Source organism: Aeribacillus sp. FSL K6-8210 (assembly GCF_037963925.1).
GTDB lineage: Bacteria > Bacillota > Bacilli > Bacillales > Aeribacillaceae > Aeribacillus > Aeribacillus composti.
Map to the genome: position 1 here is coordinate 3,943,858 of NZ_CP150172.1, position 19,193 is coordinate 3,963,050.

The window sequence follows — 19,193 nt, forward strand, 5'->3', positions numbered from 1 at the left end:
CTGCCTTATGAGCATCTGCTAAACCACCTTCTTGCGCAAATAGCCGGAAATGATATCGACGATCGTAACCATGGCAATGATTCCTAATAAAATTATACCGACACGACTCCAGTCGCGAGACTGCATGGCAAATATAAGCGGTGTACCGATTCCGCCTGCACCGATGATTCCTAAAATGCTTGCGGAACGGAGGTTAATTTCAAAACGATATAAGGTGTAAGAGATAAACCCAGGAATGATTTGTGGAACAACGGCAAACCACAGCGTTTGCAAGCCGCTTGCTCCTGTTGCTTTCAAAGCTTCAATTGGTCCGAAATCAATATTTTCCACTTCTTCTGAAAACAATTTGCCAAGCATCCCGATGGAATGGAGTCCGAGCGCCAACACACCGGCAAAAGAGCCAGGGCCTACTACTTTAATAAATAACAACGCCATCACTAGTTCCGGAAATGTCCGGATAAAGCTTAAAATAAATTTTCCTGTTCCTGCCGCAATCTTCCCCTTCGTCATATTGTTAGCCGCCCAAAAAGCAAACGGTATACATAGAAAAGCTGAAATAAATGTGCCTAATATGGCAATCGCTAATGTATCTAATAGCCCTCGGAGCAGATCTTCGCCTTCGGGCAAGTAAACATATCCCCAATCAGGAGAAAGAATGCCGGATAAAATCGCTTTTGTAATTTGGCCGGCCGTTTCTTTAAATCCTTCTATTGGAATACCGGATAATGCCCATATATAAATAACAGCCAACAACACATATATACTCCAAAGCATGAACCGGTTCTTTTTTGGTTTAACTGGTCTTGCAACACTCTTCATAATAGTTTCTCCCGCAATTTAGTACTAATATGGTCGATCAACAAAACAACCATTAATGTAAAAATAATGATTGTACTCACTTTGTCGTATTCAAGAAAACCTAATGTTTTATCATAATATTCTCCGATTCCTCCTGCTCCCACTAGTCCTAATATAGCTGCAGCCCTTATATTAATTTCAAAGGTGTAAAGAACGAAAGAGACAAAGTAAGGGGACACTTGCGGAACGACAGAGTAGACGATCCATTGAATTTTATTGGCGCCAACTGCCGTCATCGCCTCCAATGGGCCTTTATCAATACTTTCCATCGCTTCATAAGTTAATTTCGCAATAATGCCCATTGAGAAAACAGCTAATGCAAATATTCCTGGTAATGGCCCCAATCCGAAAATCGCAACAAATATAGCGGCTAAAAGAAGTTCAGGAATGGTACGAATTAAATTTAAAATAAATCTGAACGGGTAATAAATCCAATTGCTGGCAGCGATGTTGCTTGCGCATAACAAAGCAAATGGAACCGCAAGCAAAGCTCCCATCGTTGTCCCAATAACCGCCATGCGGAATGTGTCAAGCATTGCCGGAACAATATCATCAAAATATGACCAGCTGGGAGGATACATTTGTACAAGCAAATCAAACATATTTGGAAACCCTTCAACAAAATCGATGAAAGAACTTTCCGTTTGATAGGCGCTCCAGCCGATCAGCAGCACAATCAACGCTGTTGTCAAGTAATGCTTTATTTTAGTAGGTGCTTTAGGAATTTCTTGTTTAGTTAATCGATTCATATTTAAACTCTCTATCCGCTTCATTTGTTCCCACCTCAAAAGGCTTTCCATATATTTCAGAAAACCGTTTATCTGTCGCTTCCCTAGCAGATCCGTCAAACACAATTTGTCCTGCTTTCAGGCCGATGATCCTTGTGGCATATTGTCTAGCTAAATCGACCGAGTGCAGGTTGACAACAAGCGTTATTCCTAACTCTTGATTGATCTTTTTTAAATCATCCATTACTTGTTTTGTTGTCAAAGGATCTAAAGATGCTACAGGCTCATCCGCTAAAATGATTTTAGCTTTTTGCGCCAAAGCTCTAGCAATCGACACTCTTTGCTGCTGTCCTCCTGAAAGTTGATCCGATCTGGTGTACGCTTTTTCAAGAATATTCATTCGTTCCAGAGCATTCATGGCCAAATCCACATCTTCTTTTGGAAACCATCCCAAAACGGTTCGGAGAGTAGAATGGTAGCCAACTCTTCCAGATAAAACATTTCGCAAAACAGTCGACCTTTTCACTAAATTAAAATTTTGGAAGATCATCCCAATGTCGCGACGGATGCGGCGGAGTTCCTTCCCCTTTGCTTTCGTGATGGATTTCCCGTCTATTGTTATTTCTCCGGAACTAATTTCATGCAATCTATTAATAGAACGTAGCAACGTTGATTTGCCAGCGCCAGATAAACCGACAATCACAACAAATTCCCCTTTTTCAATTTTCAAATCAATATTTTCCAATCCTACTACACCATTAGGATAAATTTTTGTAACACGATGAAATTCTATCACTCTGCATACCAACCTTTTTTAAATATTTATCTAAACATCCCGACGTTGCTTTATCTATTCATAGAGGATTAGCCAGTACGAACGATTCGCCTGGCTATATTTTATGAAAATACATTATTCAGTTTTCACTTTTTCAGCATACTCCCTGACGATATCGAAGTTACTGTCTTTCGATTCTATGTAGCCTTCATGCGTGTAAATGTCTTTTATAATCGCATGCCCTTCTTCGTCTTTTCCAATATCAATGAAAGCTTGCTTGATTTTTTCAACCCATTCTGAATTCATGTCGGAACGGACGGAAATCGTATCGTTCGGAATCGGTTCTGTAAACTCAATGACTTTCGTATCTTCGAAAACAGTTGGGTAATCTCCTGCTACGGTATTGCGGGCATCTTGGAAAACAACCGCACAATCGACATCACCGTTCAAAACAGAAATAATTGCTTGGTCGTGCCCTTTTACTGTTATTCCTTGTACATCTTTTAATGGATCAATCCCATTATCCATCAGCGTTGCGGCCGGCCAAACATAACCTGCAGATGAAGTGACATCTTGAAAAGCGATTTTCTTTCCTTTTAAATCTTTCACACTAGTAATACCAGAATCTTTTTTCACTACGAAAATTGATTTGTAATTGTCTACTAGTTCATCTGTTGGCTGCCCGGTCTCATCATCCACTCCGTAACGTTGCGCTTGAAGAATTACTTCAGCAGCTCCTCTTTCTTTCGCCAGCACATAAGCATTTGGCGGCAAAAATCCTACATCTACTTTTTTGGATTCCATTGCTTCAACAATGGTATTATAGTTCGTTGAAACACTTACCTCTACAGGTATACCCAAACGATCTCCCAATAACTTTTCAAGCGGCTTTGCTTTGGCCTCCAATGTATCTGCATTTTGAGAAGGTACAAATTGTACAGAAAGGGTTTCCGGAATATATCCATCTGATTCTTTGCTGCTATTAGTTTGTTGGGAATTGCTGGATTCCCCGCATCCGCTGATGACCACCGCTGTTAAAGCTAGTATTGTTCCAAAAGCTACTAATTTTTTAAACATATTAATTTCCCCCATATCTTTTTGAAAATCTAATTTCCATTTTAGCACCAAATTTTTAATTATTTGTAAATTTTGTTACAAAATATCACGAATATTTTATTAACTTTGTAAATTATTTCTTTTCATTTAATTATCTATTTTATTTTTACAACGATTTGTTATGATGAAAAAAAAGGAGGAGGAAAATAATGGAGAAAGAAACTGCGATTCATCTGCTTGTAACCAGCGATCTTCACGGCTACATTTACCCGACCAATTACAGAGACAAAGAAGAACAAAATTTCGGACTGGCTAAAATAGCCACGATTATAAAAGAAAAAAGAAAAAAAGGCAATGTACTTTTACTTGATAATGGAGACTTGATTCAAGGAAGCCCGTTGACTTATTACCATGCAAAAAACAGGCCCGACAGTGAAAATCCGATGATTCAAGTTATGAATGATCTCCAATATGATGCATGCGTATTGGGAAATCATGAATTTAATTATGGACGAAGTTATTTACAAAAGGCGATTGATCAATCAGCTTTTCCTTGGCTGTCCGCTAATATCTTGAAGCAAACAACAGGAGAGCCCGCTTTTGGAACACCTTATCTCGTCAAGGTATTGGACGGAGTCAAAATTGCTGTACTTGGTGTAACCACTCATTTCATCCCTAATTGGGAAGAGCCGCGAAATATTGAGGGACTTGTTTTCAAAGATGCATTGCAAACGGCTAAATTATGGGTGAGCGATATTCGCCAAAAAGAAAAACCAGATGTGATGATCGTCTCATATCATGGGGGATTTGAAAGAGATCTACAAACTGGAGAGCCTATAGAACAGCTGACAGGAGAAAACCAAGCATACCAAATGTGCCAAGAACTAGAGGGTGTTGATATTTTAATCACAGGCCATCAGCACCGCCCACTCGCAGATAAACTAAACGGCATCACAATCATTCAGCCAAGCCATAAGGGGCAATTTTTGGGTGAAGTGACGATGAAAGTTAGACAGAAGGCAAATGGAAACAGCCCCGCAATCGTTAGTCATTTCAACTTAATCAAAATTGATGAAAAAATGGAAGCGAATCAAGATGTTTTGGCATTGATATCCGATATTGAACAAGAAACGCAAAAATGGCTGGATCAGCCGATCGGAACCGTTATTGGTGACATGACCGTATCTGATCCATTGAAGACCCGATTACAAGACAATCCTTTTATAGAATTTATCAATAAGGTGCAAATGGAAACAGCCAAAGTTGATATTTCTGCCACTGCCTTATTCAATAATGACTTGCCTGGATTCAAACAACATGTTACAATGCGCGATATTGTTTCCAATTATATTTATCCGAACACATTAACTGTCATCCGCATCAGCGGCCAAGATATTAAAGATGCTTTAGAGCAAAGCGCCAAGTATTTTACGGTTCAAAACGGAACAATCTCTGTCAATCCCGCTTTCTTATATCCTAAACCGCAGCATTACAATTATGATATGTGGGAAGGAATTGAATACGAATTAAAAATCTCTAATCCAGTTGGCCAACGAGTTGTGAAGCTAAATTATCACGGCAGCCCATTGGAGCTTGACAAAGAATATGATGTCGTCATGAACAGCTACCGCGCAGGTGGAACAGGCAATTTTGATATGTTTAAAGAAAAACCGATCGTTAAAAATATCCCCATCGACATGACCGAACTCATTGCCAACTACATATTAAAGCACAAAACTATCATCGCAGCTTGCAATCATAATTGGAGGGTAGTTTTATAGTAGTAAAAGCATTTTCCGATTTGCCCGCTTTTTATTTAAAACAAATGCCACTAATAGGTATCAAAGAATACTTGTCCAAATATCACAAAGGCTTACAGCAACAAAAAGTCATTAATAACAAATTTGATATCAACGATGATTATATAAAAATGATTTTTTCGTTATGAAAATGTGAAGCGTTTTATTCGCACACATCAAAAAAGAAGATTTAGGATTTTCCTAATCTTCTTTTTGCATGAAAGTATATTTCACCATTCCCCTGAACAGGACATGGCTTATTTAAGCAGCTGTCTTAACTCTTCGGTCATTTGTTCAACCAATTCAGGTCTGCCATGAAACTGGGCTGGAGTATTTTGAAAAAGTTGAATACGCCAAATTCCTTCCGTTTTCACTGCAACAAGTGTATGATGAGTGTTCACATCAGGATTTAAATCGGACTGGCCGTGAGGAACCATACCGGCAATCGCTCGTAAAATAGCGATATCAGGAGCTAGAAACCGGACATTTTTCACTTTGCTGACAAATTTAGCTGTCTGGTGGTGTTCAAAGACGGACTGGAGATGTGCGAATATTTCATCGCGTCCAATCGACTGACTGCCATCGAAACCAATGCTTTCGCCATCCTTAGTAAACAGATCCGTCATTCCGCTAGCAGTTCGATTGTTCCACGCATTGATTAGTTGCTGGTACAGCTCTTGAACTTCATTTATTTGAGAATTTTCCATCGTTTATCACTCCGAAATGTAATTCTTTGTTCTATGATAGCCAATCAACTGAAAAATTATTTTTTATAAAATGTTGCCGATTTAATATTTACGTGCAGTTTTTTCTACTGAAACCTCTGCTTTGAAACGCTGAGACGAATGATCAAAAGCATTTTTTATAGAAGCTTGACAGCGTATAATACTTCAAAATGAAAATTTTCTTCTTTTTTCACTTCAAACGGCATTTATTTGATGTGCAATCACTTTAAAAGGGCATTATTTTTCCTTCTGTTATTGTAAGAATATGTTTGTTCTTCAATTAATCTGTTGGAAATGAATGCCTGCGACAGTCTGCAAATACCTTCCGATCCTCTAAAGCCACTACTATAATCAGCAAACAATCATTCTTACAATCATATTGCCATTCATTTACTGGGAGTGTTGCTACTGACGGCTCTTTTTTTCTATTTCCATACTGCTGCATATTTTTTTTGATATTTCGGATCTTCTTCCTTTTCAATTAAATCGAAGGCAAGCTGCTTGATCGCTTCATCCTGCACTTTATCATACAAGTTTCGCAGCCCTTGAATAATATCGAACCGAATAAGTGTCGCATGTTTTTCGTCAACACAGTTGTCAAACCGAGCTGCCAAATGACGGATAACCATCTCTTTTTGCTTTTCCCCAGCTAAACCAATCCTCCAAATAGCCTGCAAACTATGTCTGGCAGTTACAAACTTTTTATCATAGGTTACTTCCAAAACTTGAGGAAAATCCTCCAACATTCGCTGTTCGGGATCGCTGATCGCTAAGCGGCTTAAAAACTGAGCAGCACGCGAGCGCTTATGAGGGTCTTTACTTGTCAGCTCTTCCTTCAGCTGATCCCATACTTCATACGCCCAATCGACTTTTTCTTCAGTGATCTTCATAATGCTGCTGTACGCTTCGTACTGCGCATTTTTATCACTTGACTGCAATTCCGCAAAATAATGCCTCGTTCGTTCATCCACTATTTATCGCCCCAGTCATGCCTTATTATGCTTGATTTTACCTTAGGCAAAAGTGAATAGGCAATGGCTGCAATATGTAAATGCCGAACGATCATATCGGAAGTACAGATCCAAAAAGCCGAAGTTTGATATGGAAACTGGCTCATATTCCATGTGAATGCAAGTTTAAAATATTAGCAGAGAGCGAGCATGAAAAAAAGCCGCTGTATCACCAATAATTGGCGTTCAAGCAGCTTTTTTCAATTACTTATTTAAACGGATTTTTCCATTCCATTAGAACAGCATAGTTACGGGATTCCTCATCCTCCAAATAATTAGCCACAATTCCAAGAGGCGTCCGTCCGCAACGGAGAAGGAATGAAATAACCGGGTCTTTTAAATTTCCGCTGACGACAGCATCGACATATTGTTCAGCTGACATCTCATCCGCATATTTATAATATCCCGGCATTCTGCCGCCGCCGAGCAAGCGATCCAATCCTTTATGGACAACTACTTCGTACATTGATTGCATAAGCCATTTTCCTAAATCCAGCTTTCTGTGGGACGGACGGATGCAAATATCCACAACATATAAAGTGTTGCCATTCGGATCATGGTTACGGATATAGCCGTTGTCCGTTATCTCTTCCCAAGTATGATCAGGATGGGCGGGATCAAAATTCACGATTAAAGATGTCATCGATCCTGCTAACGTTCCTTCTACCTCAACACATAAAGCGCCTTCCTGAAACAATGTCACGTGATTCGTTAATTGCTCTTTATTCCACCAAAGTTCTGATGGAAAAGGCGGCGGAAAGCTTTCCTTTTGAATTTCAATTAATTCATCAAAATCTGCTTCATTATAATTCCTTATCACCACTTCGACATTGCGGCCTTGATTATTCAGATAAAATCTCTTTCTGTAGCGGCTCATCTCCATTCCCCTTTCGTCCATGAACACTTAAATCAGGATATAAATCAAAGCGGCGGTCTCTCCAAGTGGTGACAGATCCGTTTTCTCTCACTTTGTATAAGAGAGATAAATCAAGATCCGCCGTAATAATCATATCGTGGTTTATTTCCCCCTCCATCAAAATCCCGTTTTTCGGAAATGGGACGTCGTTCGGAGTAATGACCGCTGCCTGGCCGAAATTTGCCCTCATAAAATCAACGGTAGGAAGCGAACCTACTGTCCCTGTTGTCACCACATAGATTTGATTTTCAATCGTTCTGGCGTGGCTTGTATACCGCACTCGTTGAAATCCGTGGCGGTCATCTGTACAAGACGGACAGAACACAACGTCAGCTCCCATTCCTCGTACAATTCGAACGATTTCTGGAAATTCGATATCATAACAAGTCAACATGGCAATTTTTCCTTTTTCGGTCTCAAATATTTGAACCGTTTCTCCGGGAGTCAGATGCCATTCTTTCACTTCCGTCGGCGTCAAGTGAAGCTTCGCTTGTTCAGCTATCCGGCCATCGGGATAAAATAAATGGGCTGTATTATACAATCGTCCCTCTTTTTCGATAATATGAGTGCCTCCAATAATATGCATGCCCGTTTCTTTAGCAAGCGATGTAAATAGTGAATAATATCGGTCCGTATAATGAGGTAAATTTTGAATCGTCTGCTTTTGATTCGGAATGGACAGCAATTGAGTCGTAAAAAATTCAGGAAAAAGAACAAAATCAGCATCAAACTCTTCTGCGGTTTTCACATAATGCGTTACTTGGTTTGCAAAATCTTCAAAGCTTTCGATGGAATGAAGATGATATTGAACAGCAGATACACGTATTTTCATGTAGCCTCTTTCCCTTCATCATAATCTGTTCCCCGCTTATTACTGAACAAAGTATAACATAAAACCAGTTTATTTTAATTTGCTAAATACAGTATAATAATTATGCAAAAATAGTGAACGAAAATGAATTATCACGTGATATTACAATCTTCAGAAGACCGAAAAACTTTTGAACAGCCACACATTCAAAATGTGTTCTGGAAATTATAGAAAACATCGAAAAAAACGAACCGCTGTTCTTTTAATCGACAGCGCTATGGAATAGCGAAACGTTTAAAAAGATCAGAGGAAAAGTGTGGTGAAAGCATTGTTTAAAATTTTGCTGATTGAGGATGACACCACCCTGTTTCATGAAATAAAAGAACGGTTATTACAATGGTCTTATGATGTATACGGCATTACTGACTTTGGAAAAGTGATTGAAGAATTTACAGCCATCAAGCCTGATTTGGTCATCATTGATATTCAGCTGCCAAAGTTTGATGGATTTCATTGGTGCCGAATGATCCGCTCCCATTCAAATGTTCCGATTATTTTTTTATCATCGCGGGATCACCCGACCGATATGGTGATGTCAATGCAGCTTGGAGCGGATGATTTTATACAAAAGCCGTTTCATTTCGAGGTGCTTATCGCAAAAATACAAGCAATTCTCCGCCGAGTATACAACTATAATACAGAACAAATGAAGCTGAAGGCATGGTGCGGGGCGACGGTCGATTATGAGAACAATACGGTCACAAATGATAAAGGAACAATTGAACTAACTAAAAATGAACTATTGATATTAAAGCATTTGCTTGAGAAGAAAAACAAAATCGTCAGCCGGACAGAATTAATCAAAAGCCTGTGGGAGGATGAGCGCTTTGTCAGCGATAATACCTTAACGGTCAATGTCAATCGTTTGCGAAAAAAATTGGATGAGCTCGGGTTGGGACGCTTTATTGAAACGAAAGTCGGCCAAGGCTACATGGCAAAGGAAGAGGCAGCCGTATATGATTAAAAAATATATTATTGAAAGAAAGAGCTGGATCCTTCTCTTTTTATTCATGCAGCTGTTTATCCTTTTTATTTCTTATCTTGATTCAACCATTTCATTAAAGTCCGTTCTCTATATTGTCTTTTTATTGATGATTATTTTTTTCATTTTTGTCATCATCCGCTACAATAAAGAAACAAAGTTTTATAAAAGCTTGGAAGGATGGGAAAACAGCCTTGATTTAACAAGTATAGCGAATGCTGAAAGCCCTTTTGAAAAAATGATTGAACAGCGGATAATAAACCAAACGAAGCTTTTGAAACAAGAGGCTTCGCAAAATCGAATTGCGCTCGAGCAGGAAAAAGATGAATTGCTGTCATGGATTCATGAAGTTAAAACACCGCTGACAGCGATGCATTTAATCATTGAACGATTAGATGATGAAGTTATCAAAGCACAATTGACATATGAATGGCTGCGCATTCATCTGCTGCTTGACCAGCAGCTTCATCAAAAACGGATTCCTTTCATGGAAAATGATTTATATATTGAAAATGTTGCACTGGAACCACTCATTTTCAAAGAGATAAAAGCTTTGCAATCATGGTGTATGCAAAAAGGAATTGGGTTTGAGGTCGAGCTAGAGGCTGCCGAAGTGCTAAGCGATGCGAAATGGCTCGCCTTTATCATGAGACAGCTGTTAACAAATGCGGTAAAATACAGCGATTCATCCGATATCATCATTCAAAGCTATCGGCAAAATGATCAAACAATGATCAAAGTGAAGGATTTTGGCCGTGGCATTGACCCGAAGGATCTGCCGCGTATTTTTGACAAGGGCTTCACATCCACGACCGCACATCAGGACAATGCCTCAACAGGCATGGGATTATACTTGGCGAAAAAAGCCGCCGAAACATTGCTGATAGATATTAAAGTAGAGTCAAAGCTTGGAGAAGGAACGACTGTTACCTTAACCTTTCCAAAGAAAAATGAATTTGTCCGCATTACAAGCATGTGACAATTTTGTCACATGCTTTTTCATTTTGTTCGCTGAATCGAAGGAAAAATACAAGAAGGACGATTATGATAAAAATATCAAGGAGGGACGCGATATGTATATTTTAGAGGCAACAAAAATTTACAAAAGCTATGGAAACAAATTTAATAAACAAGAAGTGTTAAAGGGATTGGACATTCGTGTCGAAAAGGGAGAATTCGTCAGCATCATGGGGGCATCCGGCTCAGGGAAAACGACATTGCTCAATGTTCTATCCTCCATTGATCAAGTCAGCCAAGGAACGATCAAAATAGAAGGAACAGACATTGTCGGCATGAAAGAAAAACAGCTGGCGGAATTCCGCAAAAGACATTTAGGATTCATCTTTCAAGAATACAATTTGCTCGATACACTGACAGTGAAGGAAAACGTCCTGCTGCCTTTATCCATTACAAAAACAGCAAAAAAAGAAGCGGAACAAAAATTCAATGAACTGGCAACAGAACTGGGCATTTATGAAATAAAGGATAAATATCCAAACGAAATTTCCGGCGGCCAAAAACAGCGCACCTCAGCAGCAAGGGCATTTATTCACGAGCCGAGCATTATCTTTGCCGACGAGCCAACAGGCGCCCTTGATTCAAAATCGGCATCTGATCTGTTAAACAAGCTGCAAGAATTAAATCAAAAACGAAAAGCCACCATTGTCATGGTCACCCACGATCCGGTCGCAGCCAGTTTCTCAAGCAGGGTCATTTTCATAAAAGACGGGCAAATTTATACCCAATTAAATAGAGGGGAAGAAACAAGACAAACGTTCTTCCAACATATTATGAAAACCCAAGGGGTATTAGGCGGGGTGCAACATGAACGTTAAGCAGCTGATATTCCGTAATTTGAAAAAAAATCTGAAAAACTACTATTTATATGTATTTGCCTTAATGTTTACAGTAGCCCTTTATTTCGCGTTTGTCACATTGCAATATGATCCGTCAATGGATGCAACAAAAGGGTCGATTAAAGGGGCTGCTGCCATTCGAACAGCATCCGTATTATTGATTGTCATTGTGACTGTCTTTCTCTTGTATGCCAATAACATCTTCATTAAACGGCGCAGTAAAGAAATTGGCTTGCTTCAATTAATCGGCATGACAAAAGGGAAAATATTCCGCATTCTTACGGCTGAGAATTTTATCATTTATTTCAGCTCATTATTCATTGGAGTCTTTATTGGATTTGCCAGCTCCAAATTATTCATTATGATTTTGTTTAAAATTACCGGCGTCAATGCCATTGCAACGCTTACTTTTTCACCTAATGCTTTGATCCAAACAGTGATCGTTTTTAGTGCGATTTATCTTTGTATCATGTTGTTGAATTACGTATTTATTAAAAAGCAGAACATTTTATCTTTATTTAAAGTTGCTTCCACTACAGAAGTAAAAAAAGTATCCCTGTTGGAAATGATTATCGGGATTCTCGGCATATTCTTCATCATTATAGGCTACTATATTTCGTCTAAGTTATTTGGCGGCGATTTTACTACGATGAATGAGCTATTCCTTGCGATGATCTTTATACTAGGATCTGTCATTATCGGAACCTATTTATTTTATAAAGGGTCTGTCAGCTTTATTTTTTATCTCATTAGAAAAAAGAAGGATGGTTATTTAAATATTCATGAGGTACTATCTCTTTCATCGATTATGTTCCGAATGAAGTCAAATGCTTTATTATTAACGATCATTACAACCGTCTCTGCTCTTGCCATCGGATTGTTATCTTTAAGTTATATTTCCTACTATTCATCGGAAAAATCCGCTGAAAATTATGTCGCCGCCGATTTTGCTCTGACGAATGCGGAAGATGCAAAGCATTTTAAAGAAGCATTACATGCGCATCACATTCCATACAGTGAAAAAATGATTGATGTGATCCACGCAAACATCAATATGGAGAAAATATTAGATACAAAGCTGAAGGAATTGAAAGTTGACCCGGCATCCATGCCTCTCCCAATCATTAGTGACGACGATGTAGAAAAGATCAATCTGTCTCCAGATGAAACTCTTTTTGCAGGGTATAACGATATGATGCAGAAGTTTATGCCGCTGAAAAGTTCCGGTCAAATCGAATTAAAAGGCCGGCACGAAGTCATACCGCAAAAATATTTAGGTTTACAAAAGGAATACTACATTTCCTATTTTTTCACAGGCGGCGGCCTGCCTGTTGCCATTGTCGACGAAACGATATTTGACCGTTTACAAAAGGACATGGACATGAAACCGTCTGTTCATATAGGAATTGATATTCAAGATGAAGCTAAAATACAGGAAGCTAATGAAATCTTTCAAAAAACGACGTTTAGCGGCAATCATGATTCACGGCTCGCCATGAGCAGTAATCAAAAACGATCTATGGGGCTCAGCATGTTTATTGTCGGCTTTTTAGGTTTAACTTTTCTGATTACATCCGGCTGCATTCTTTATTTCAAACAAATGGATGAGAGCGAAGATGAAAAGCTAAATTATACCATTTTAAGAAAACTCGGCTTCACACAAGGCGACTTGCTCAAAGGAGTTCAAGCCAAACAAGCTTTTAATTTTGGGATTCCTTTGATCATCGGGCTTTTCCACAGCTACTTTGCCGTTCAATCCGGATGGTTTTTATTCGGCACAGAGCTCTGGACGCCAATGATTCTCGTCATGCTGCTATATACAGCTTTGTATTCGATTTTCGGCTTTCTCTCCGTACTTTATTATAAAAAAGTAATAAAAGCGGCTCTTTAATATTAAGGAACTGTCCAAAAAGTCAGTATAAGTTGACTTTTGGGAACCCCCTCTTTATTAAAAAAACCGCCCGTTTGAAAAACGGGTAGTTTGTTCAACTTTATAGAAAAATATAAGCCTCAGCTCCCCACAGGGTGTCTGAGGCTTATATTTCATTATATGAATAACCCCCGAAATCCTCCCAAATCTCAAACCGTAAAAAAATAAGAAAATCTGCACCGCTCGGCAATCAAGCTTTTATTTGGATACGACGGAAAAACGTTTATTAATGTGCTTACGGTTTTCAATTTCATCTACAAGTGCTATCGCATAGTCTCTATAACTGATGTAGCTTTGGCCTTCAGAGTTGACAGCAAGCACATCGCCTGAAACTTTATATTCACCTGTGCGCGGACCTTGCGGATCAAAAAATGCAGCTGGGCTAATATAAGTCCATTGAATCCCTTCAGAGTTTTCAAGATCTTGCAAATTTTGAGCTGAGCTTTTCGCTACCGGCAAATATTCTTTCGGAAAATCCGGTGTGTCAAAGAGGCGGGTTGTTTTCGCTTCATCGACAAACAGGCTGCCCGCTCCGCCTACAACAATAAGCCGCGTATTAGGCGCTCCTTTCAAGGCATTGATTAATACTTTTCCTGCCTCCACATGTTTATGCTCTTCACCAGGTGCAGTGCCAAATGCATTTACAACAACATCAAAATCTTTTATATCCTCTGATGTAATATCGAAAATATCCTTTTCAACAGCTGGTACATCAGTCACTTTAGAAGCATTGCGGACAATAGCCGTAACATCATGTCCTCGTTCCTTTGCTTCCTTTACTATTAAACTTCCTGCTTTTCCCGTTGCACCAATAACGGCAATTTTCATTAACAATTTTCCTCCCTTTATGTAACTAATTCAGTTACAAATTATATGTAACTATTATAGTTACAAATATAAATCCCTGTCAACTTATTGATTGAAGCTGTCATCCGGAAATCATTGCCTGCCAACCTGTTTGACAAAATTTCAAATTTGTCACTAAAATAGTGACAAATGGTGGTGGAAACTTATGATTAACAGCCGTTTAGCAGTGGCGATTCATATTATGATCTTAATAGCATCAAATCCCCTTGAGCATATGTCTTCAGAATTTATTGCCAAAAGCGTCAACACGAATCCCGTGGTGATCCGGCGAATTACAAGCATGCTCAAGAAAGCGGGACTATTAACTTCCCATGCCGGCAGAACCGGAGCAAAATTAACAAAAAACCCTGAAGACATAACACTTTTGGATATTTTTAAAGCGGTCGAACCGAAAGATGAATTATTCGCTATTCACGAAAATCCGAACCCCAATTGTCCCGTTGGAAAAAACATTCAATCCGCCCTGGACAGCACATTTACGCGCGTTCAAAAAGCGATGGAAGACGAGCTGTCCAGCCAATCCCTAAAAGACGTAATGGGCCATTTCTTACAATAAGAATGGCCCATAAAAAATGAAGCTGTAGTTATCTCCTCTTTTTCGGCACTTATAACCGTTTCGCTGTTTTGAATAAGGTGAATGATTCATTTTTACTTTCGTAAGTTTGCACGCATGCAGGGAATCTTTGAAATCGATTTTATTCCTCCATCAAGTGCTTGATTTCAAAATAAAAAGCATGGATAAATTTTTTCGTATTGATTCGTATAGACGATGCAGCTGCAGGCCGATCGGCTTTTAATTCCTCCATTTTTTGACGAACAGCAGTGAAATCAAAAAATTTGGATGAGTAATTTTCAAACTTTGGATGGATGAAGTCTGTGAGCCCAAGTGACGCTAAGTTGTTCAAGGAATGATAGATCGCCCTCCGCACACGTTGTTCAGACGCTTTAATTTCCCTTTTCAGCTCCTCTTCACTGGCTGCTTCTCCAAGCTTCTTCAACGCAATATTTCTAAATATCTCCTTTAATGAAGGAAATCCGCCGGCAAATGTTTTCTCTTGTTCGTAATCATATAAAAACTGCATGATTTCAATGAGATCTTTACTGCCGCTTTCTCCGGCAATGCCTAGTTCTGAAAGGAGGAATCGTGCACTGGCAGAAAGAGAATTTTCTTTATAAGGATTTACATTTTGCTTTAGAAGATGATCAACGTTCATAACACTATATAAAGAGTGATGGATATCCTGAATGGTTTTTTCCAAACGTATATGACCCATCACCTTCTTTAAGATTGACAATACTTCAATTTTATTAATCGGCTTCGTTATATAGTTTTCGATTCCGTATTCATAAGCTTGGCCGATCATATCCTTTGATTCCACCTGCGATATCATAACAATTTTTCCTTTAAAAATCGGCTTGATTTTCTTAATCGTTTCAATGCCGTCCTGAACGGGCATTAACAGGTCAACTAATAAAATATCGACTTTCTTCAAATTTAAAAATTCACCGCTAACATCAGCACCGTCTGCTGCTTCGCCTACGACTTCACCAAGTTCCTCGTCTTCAATGATATGCCATAGCATAGTACGAATTGACTCATCGTCATCTATTATAAAAAACCTCATAAAATCACCTTTTCTGGGTTAAATTTCCAATTGGCAGACGAACGATAAATGTTGCCCCTTTGCTATCTTCCTGATGCGCAATCATTACTTCCCCGTTAAGCTTTTCTGCCAATTCTTTCACATATGAAAGCCCAATACCTGTTGATGAATTACCCGTGCTGTCGAATTTCAAGGTGAATCCTGGTTTAAAAATAATATCTTTATATTGATCGGGAATTCCGGGACCATCATCATGAACGCGTATTTGGAGCCAATCATTTTCCCGCTCCACTGCAATCTCAATGCTGCCAGTTCCTTTGATGGCCTCCACTGCGTTAGCGACAAGGTTATTCACAATGGAAATAAACGTATACACATGATACTCAGGATGTGACCCATTATATGCAATACTGAATTCAATGTTTTTCCCCAACAGCTCAGCATACTTCTCATGTGTTCGAACAATGATTGATAAAAGTGATCGGACATCTAAATAATCAAGGGAGCTTTCTTCTGAAATTACTTTTGAAAGTCCAGACAAAATGCGTTGATTATCTTTTTTGATCTCATGAACCTCGCCGGCAATCCTCAAGGCATGCCGTGAAAGCTCCTCCAGCGACAGCCTTTTCTTCCCTTTCCTGATCTCCTGCAATTTTTGATACAGGTTGTAAGATTGCCTCGTAATTTCCTCAGCATCTTGAACGGATTTTTTTAATAGCACCGACTCTTCGTAAAGGTTCGATACAAGCATGATCATATGTTCATTGCGTTTTTGAATTTCCGCTTCCCTTAGCTTAGATTCATGCAATTTTATCATACTAAATAAACCGATCACAAAAAAACTTCGGAATATGGCAATAATCATAATTTTATTAAAGGCATCTAAAGTCATAACCGTTCCAATCATAATATTTTCAGCGAGTAGCTCGACAATCCCGGCTGCCAATTCTATCACAATCCCCAAAAGGCCGATCACCCATGGTCGATTGTAAAATCGGTGAATTCTTAAAACAGAAAAAACAAGCGCATACGTGAAGTAATAGAAAAAATAAGGGGAATTTGTATGAATGGAAGCCATCCAATCAACAGATGTAAGGGATATCAAATCGAGAAGAACCCGAAATGTCACAATTGATAAGCCTGCAAGAACACCACATATAACAGCTGGTACCTTTCTCAGCCACAATAAAAAAATAAACAATGTTGGAGGTCCAAAACTCACCCGATAAACTTCATTAAATGGATAAAATTTAATTTCGCCAGCGAGCGGAACCAAAATGATCATTGCAACCAATAATTGAAGTTCTTTTTTTTCAAGAGAGTGCAAGTTCAATATTACCACAACCTTGTTATAATGGTTCCTCTTAAAAAATTGAATAAAAGTTAGAATTTTAAAAACGAAGTAAATAATCAATTTGTAGAATTTTGTAGATTTATCGTCTGATCTTGTAGTTTCAATTTTAAATTAGATGAGATAACTCGTAAGCGCTATCGCAAACAACTCTACTAATTATTATAGCTTATTATTTCGACGAGTAACCATTTAAAAGATAATGATAATCAATTTTGTCATCCATTCGTTTTGGAGGCAATTATAAAAGAAAAGAGGTGCTATGATGAAAAGAATAAGCTTGGCTTGGCAAATTTTAATAGGTCTTGTACTAGGTATTGTTGTTGGTACTATTTTTTATGGTAACCCAGATGTTGCGAAATTTTTGCAGCCAATTGGGGATATATTTTTACGATTAATTAAAATGATCGTCATTCCAATTGTTATTTCCAGCTTAATTGTCGGTATTGCAAGTGTAGGTGATACAAAAAAGCTCGGAAAGCTTGGCGGAAAAACAATTTTGTATTTTGAAATTATTACAACTGTCGCCATTATTGTCGGACTTTTAGCAGCTAACATTTTTCAGCCTGGTTCCGGCGTCGATATGAGCTCATTAGAGAAAACAGATATTCATAGTTATGTCGATACGGCAGAAGCAGTTGAAAGCCACGGAATAGCTGATACATTTGTCAACATTGTTCCACCAAACATTTTCCAGGCATTTGTTGAAGGAAATATGCTGGCGATCATTTTCTTCTCTGTATTTTTCGGACTTGGAGTCACAGCCATCGGAGAGCGTGGAAAACCGATCATTGCCTTTTTCCAAGGTACAGCTGAAACGATGTTCTGGGTGACGAACCAAGTGATGAAATTTGCACCATTTGGTGTGTTTGCCCTTATCGGTGTGACTGTGTCTAAATTCGGTATCGAATCATTGGTGCCGTTGGGTAAATTAGTAATTGTCGGCTATGCAACAATGTTATTCTTCGTTGTCGTCATTCTTGGATTTGTTGCAAAATTAGTCGGTCTAAACATTTTTCACATCATCCGTTTACTTAAAGAAGAGCTTATCCTTGCCTATTCAACCTCAAGCTCAGAAACAGTTATGCCAAGAATAATGGAGAAAATGGAGAAATTTGGATGCCCAAAATCCATTACAGCATTTGTCATTCCAACAGGTTATTCCTTTAACTTAGATGGTTCAACCCTATACCAAGCATTAGCAGCACTGTTTATAGCACAAATGTATGGCATTGATTTGTCCATCGCTGATCAAATTTCATTGGTGCTAGTATTAATGTTGACCTCAAAAGGAATTGCAGGCGTTCCAGGCGTTTCATTTGTTGTATTGTTGGCTACGCTGGGAGCAGTAGGCATCCCGCCTGAAGGTCTTGCATTTATCGCAGGTATTGACCGTATTCTCGATATGGCTAGAACAGTGGTCAATGTCATTGGAAATTCATTAGCCGCTGTCGTTATGTCTAAATGGGAAGGTCAGTTCGATGTTGAAAAAGCTATTTCATATATCAATTCTTTTAAAAATAATAAGCAATCCGCAGCTTAATATAACCGATATAATTCCAAAAACTTTGCAATCAAAAAGCCGGAGTGGTTATGATACCCTTCCGGCTTTTGCTATAGATTGAAGATAATGATTTCAACAGCTTTGTTAGATTCATTCGTAAAAGATGATACTTCTGATCTTGATCGTTTTCTACATAGTTAAACGTTAAGAAAAAACAGAGCGTATTTTCCATCATTTCTGTCATTTCCTATTATTTCTTTATCTTTGTTTGTTCCAAAGTGCAATTCTTTCCCAAAAAGCTTTTCGCATGTAGAATGATTTTTCACAGGAATAAGCAGACAGCTCAAACTCGAAAAAAAGG

General features: G+C 38.6%; 18 protein-coding genes. 7 read left to right on the top strand and 11 right to left on the bottom strand.

The window, feature by feature from the left end; translation table 11 throughout:
* Nucleotides 1-18: 18 nt before the first annotated feature.
* The 4 genes from phnE (NSQ41_RS19040) to NSQ41_RS19055 all read right to left on the bottom strand — a co-directional run bounded on the left by phnE (NSQ41_RS19040) (nt 19) and on the right by NSQ41_RS19055 (nt 3,438).
* Complete coding sequence (gene phnE / locus NSQ41_RS19040) at nt 19-819, bottom strand: phosphonate ABC transporter, permease protein PhnE (RefSeq protein ID WP_108897361.1); 801 nt, start codon at nt 817-819, stop codon at nt 19-21.
* Nucleotides 816-1,607, bottom strand: a complete 792-nt coding sequence (gene phnE / locus NSQ41_RS19045; RefSeq protein ID WP_339200060.1) for a phosphonate ABC transporter, permease protein PhnE — start codon at nt 1,605-1,607, stop codon at nt 816-818. The genes phnE (NSQ41_RS19040) and phnE (NSQ41_RS19045) overlap by 4 nt, the downstream gene beginning before the upstream one ends.
* Nucleotides 1,591-2,382, bottom strand: coding sequence for a phosphonate ABC transporter ATP-binding protein (phnC, locus tag NSQ41_RS19050; RefSeq protein WP_063389115.1), 792 nt, complete (start codon nt 2,380-2,382; stop codon nt 1,591-1,593). The genes phnE (NSQ41_RS19045) and phnC overlap by 17 nt, the downstream gene beginning before the upstream one ends.
* A gap of 114 nt (nt 2,383-2,496) precedes the next feature.
* Nucleotides 2,497-3,438 (bottom strand): phosphate/phosphite/phosphonate ABC transporter substrate-binding protein, encoded by a 942-nt coding sequence (locus tag NSQ41_RS19055; RefSeq protein ID WP_082830382.1) that lies wholly within the window; start codon nt 3,436-3,438, stop codon nt 2,497-2,499.
* A 188-nt stretch (nt 3,439-3,626) separates the two neighbouring features.
* Here NSQ41_RS19055 and NSQ41_RS19060 point away from each other — a divergent pair, with 188 nt between their 5' ends.
* Complete coding sequence (locus tag NSQ41_RS19060; protein WP_339210684.1) at nt 3,627-5,198, top strand: bifunctional UDP-sugar hydrolase/5'-nucleotidase; 1,572 nt, start codon at nt 3,627-3,629, stop codon at nt 5,196-5,198.
* A 275-nt stretch (nt 5,199-5,473) separates the two neighbouring features.
* Here the strand turns inward: NSQ41_RS19060 and NSQ41_RS19065 are convergent, their stop codons facing one another.
* From NSQ41_RS19065 to NSQ41_RS19080, 4 genes are all read right to left on the bottom strand, one after another.
* Nucleotides 5,474-5,923: an SgcJ/EcaC family oxidoreductase gene (locus NSQ41_RS19065; protein ID WP_063389118.1), complete on the bottom strand. Its 450-nt coding sequence runs from the start codon at nt 5,921-5,923 to the stop codon at nt 5,474-5,476.
* 443 nt (nt 5,924-6,366) lie between these two features.
* On the bottom strand, nt 6,367-6,912 hold the full coding sequence (locus NSQ41_RS19070) for a hypothetical protein (RefSeq protein ID WP_339210686.1): 546 nt from the start codon (nt 6,910-6,912) through the stop codon (nt 6,367-6,369).
* A 247-nt stretch (nt 6,913-7,159) separates the two neighbouring features.
* On the bottom strand, nt 7,160-7,828 hold the full coding sequence (locus tag NSQ41_RS19075; protein ID WP_311066684.1) for a GNAT family N-acetyltransferase: 669 nt from the start codon (nt 7,826-7,828) through the stop codon (nt 7,160-7,162).
* A complete protein-coding gene (locus NSQ41_RS19080; RefSeq protein ID WP_311066685.1) occupies nt 7,794-8,699 on the bottom strand; it encodes a carbon-nitrogen hydrolase family protein in 906 nt (301 codons plus the stop codon). The genes NSQ41_RS19075 and NSQ41_RS19080 overlap by 35 nt, the downstream gene beginning before the upstream one ends.
* A 307-nt stretch (nt 8,700-9,006) precedes the next feature.
* Between NSQ41_RS19080 and NSQ41_RS19085 the strand changes: the two genes are divergently transcribed.
* The 4 genes from NSQ41_RS19085 (at nt 9,007) to NSQ41_RS19100 (ending at nt 13,467) form a co-directional block, all read left to right on the top strand.
* A complete protein-coding gene (locus tag NSQ41_RS19085; RefSeq protein ID WP_144598308.1) occupies nt 9,007-9,702 on the top strand; it encodes a response regulator transcription factor in 696 nt (231 codons plus the stop codon).
* Nucleotides 9,695-10,699, top strand: coding sequence for a sensor histidine kinase (locus NSQ41_RS19090; RefSeq protein WP_063389122.1), 1,005 nt, complete (start codon nt 9,695-9,697; stop codon nt 10,697-10,699). The genes NSQ41_RS19085 and NSQ41_RS19090 overlap by 8 nt, the downstream gene beginning before the upstream one ends.
* Before the next feature lie 94 nt (nt 10,700-10,793).
* The gene (locus tag NSQ41_RS19095; RefSeq protein WP_339210688.1) at nt 10,794-11,555 is read left to right on the top strand and encodes an ABC transporter ATP-binding protein; all 762 of its coding nucleotides are present in this window, start codon (nt 10,794-10,796) and stop codon (nt 11,553-11,555) included.
* Entirely contained in the window at nt 11,545-13,467 is a 1,923-nt protein-coding gene (locus tag NSQ41_RS19100; RefSeq protein ID WP_339198103.1) for an ABC transporter permease, read from the top strand. The genes NSQ41_RS19095 and NSQ41_RS19100 overlap by 11 nt, the downstream gene beginning before the upstream one ends.
* Before the next feature lie 237 nt (nt 13,468-13,704).
* Here NSQ41_RS19100 and NSQ41_RS19105 read toward each other — a convergent pair whose 3' ends face one another.
* A complete protein-coding gene (locus tag NSQ41_RS19105) occupies nt 13,705-14,334 on the bottom strand; it encodes an NAD(P)-dependent oxidoreductase (RefSeq protein ID WP_094244775.1) in 630 nt (209 codons plus the stop codon).
* Nucleotides 14,335-14,518: 184 nt separating this feature from the next.
* Between NSQ41_RS19105 and NSQ41_RS19110 the strand changes: the two genes are divergently transcribed.
* Nucleotides 14,519-14,929 (top strand): Rrf2 family transcriptional regulator, encoded by a 411-nt coding sequence (locus NSQ41_RS19110; protein WP_063388285.1) that lies wholly within the window; start codon nt 14,519-14,521, stop codon nt 14,927-14,929.
* A 139-nt stretch (nt 14,930-15,068) separates the two neighbouring features.
* On the opposite strand, the gene NSQ41_RS19115 is transcribed toward NSQ41_RS19110, so the two are convergent.
* The gene (locus NSQ41_RS19115) at nt 15,069-15,998 is read right to left on the bottom strand and encodes a response regulator (protein ID WP_339193666.1); all 930 of its coding nucleotides are present in this window, start codon (nt 15,996-15,998) and stop codon (nt 15,069-15,071) included.
* A 4-nt stretch (nt 15,999-16,002) separates the two neighbouring features.
* Nucleotides 16,003-17,310 (bottom strand): sensor histidine kinase, encoded by a 1,308-nt coding sequence (locus tag NSQ41_RS19120; protein ID WP_082829613.1) that lies wholly within the window; start codon nt 17,308-17,310, stop codon nt 16,003-16,005.
* A 283-nt stretch (nt 17,311-17,593) separates the two neighbouring features.
* On the opposite strand from NSQ41_RS19120, the gene NSQ41_RS19125 reads away from it, so the two are divergent.
* On the top strand, nt 17,594-18,871 hold the full coding sequence (locus tag NSQ41_RS19125; protein ID WP_063388282.1) for a cation:dicarboxylase symporter family transporter: 1,278 nt from the start codon (nt 17,594-17,596) through the stop codon (nt 18,869-18,871).
* Nucleotides 18,872-19,193: the final 322 nt, after the last annotated feature.

Excerpts from the sequence above, each read along its gene's own strand:
- NSQ41_RS19100 (WP_339198103.1), top strand. The coding sequence starts at position 11,545 with ATGAACGTTAAGCAGCTGATATTCCGTAATTTGAAAAAAAATCTGAAA.
- NSQ41_RS19125 (WP_063388282.1), top strand. The coding sequence starts at position 17,594 with ATGAAAAGAATAAGCTTGGCTTGGCAAATTTTAATAGGTCTTGTACTA.
- NSQ41_RS19080 (WP_311066685.1), bottom strand. The coding sequence starts at position 8,699 with ATGAAAATACGTGTATCTGCTGTTCAATATCATCTTCATTCCATCGAA.
- NSQ41_RS19095 (WP_339210688.1), top strand. The coding sequence starts at position 10,794 with ATGTATATTTTAGAGGCAACAAAAATTTACAAAAGCTATGGAAACAAA.
- phnE (WP_108897361.1), bottom strand. The coding sequence starts at position 819 with ATGAAGAGTGTTGCAAGACCAGTTAAACCAAAAAAGAACCGGTTCATG.
- NSQ41_RS19065 (WP_063389118.1), bottom strand. The coding sequence starts at position 5,923 with ATGGAAAATTCTCAAATAAATGAAGTTCAAGAGCTGTACCAGCAACTA.
- NSQ41_RS19110 (WP_063388285.1), top strand. The coding sequence starts at position 14,519 with ATGATTAACAGCCGTTTAGCAGTGGCGATTCATATTATGATCTTAATA.
- NSQ41_RS19105 (WP_094244775.1), bottom strand. The coding sequence starts at position 14,334 with ATGAAAATTGCCGTTATTGGTGCAACGGGAAAAGCAGGAAGTTTAATA.
- NSQ41_RS19115 (WP_339193666.1), bottom strand. The coding sequence starts at position 15,998 with ATGAGGTTTTTTATAATAGATGACGATGAGTCAATTCGTACTATGCTA.
- NSQ41_RS19055 (WP_082830382.1), bottom strand. The coding sequence starts at position 3,438 with ATGTTTAAAAAATTAGTAGCTTTTGGAACAATACTAGCTTTAACAGCG.
- phnE (WP_339200060.1), bottom strand. The coding sequence starts at position 1,607 with ATGAATCGATTAACTAAACAAGAAATTCCTAAAGCACCTACTAAAATA.
- NSQ41_RS19075 (WP_311066684.1), bottom strand. The coding sequence starts at position 7,828 with ATGAGCCGCTACAGAAAGAGATTTTATCTGAATAATCAAGGCCGCAAT.
- NSQ41_RS19060 (WP_339210684.1), top strand. The coding sequence starts at position 3,627 with ATGGAGAAAGAAACTGCGATTCATCTGCTTGTAACCAGCGATCTTCAC.
- NSQ41_RS19090 (WP_063389122.1), top strand. The coding sequence starts at position 9,695 with ATGATTAAAAAATATATTATTGAAAGAAAGAGCTGGATCCTTCTCTTT.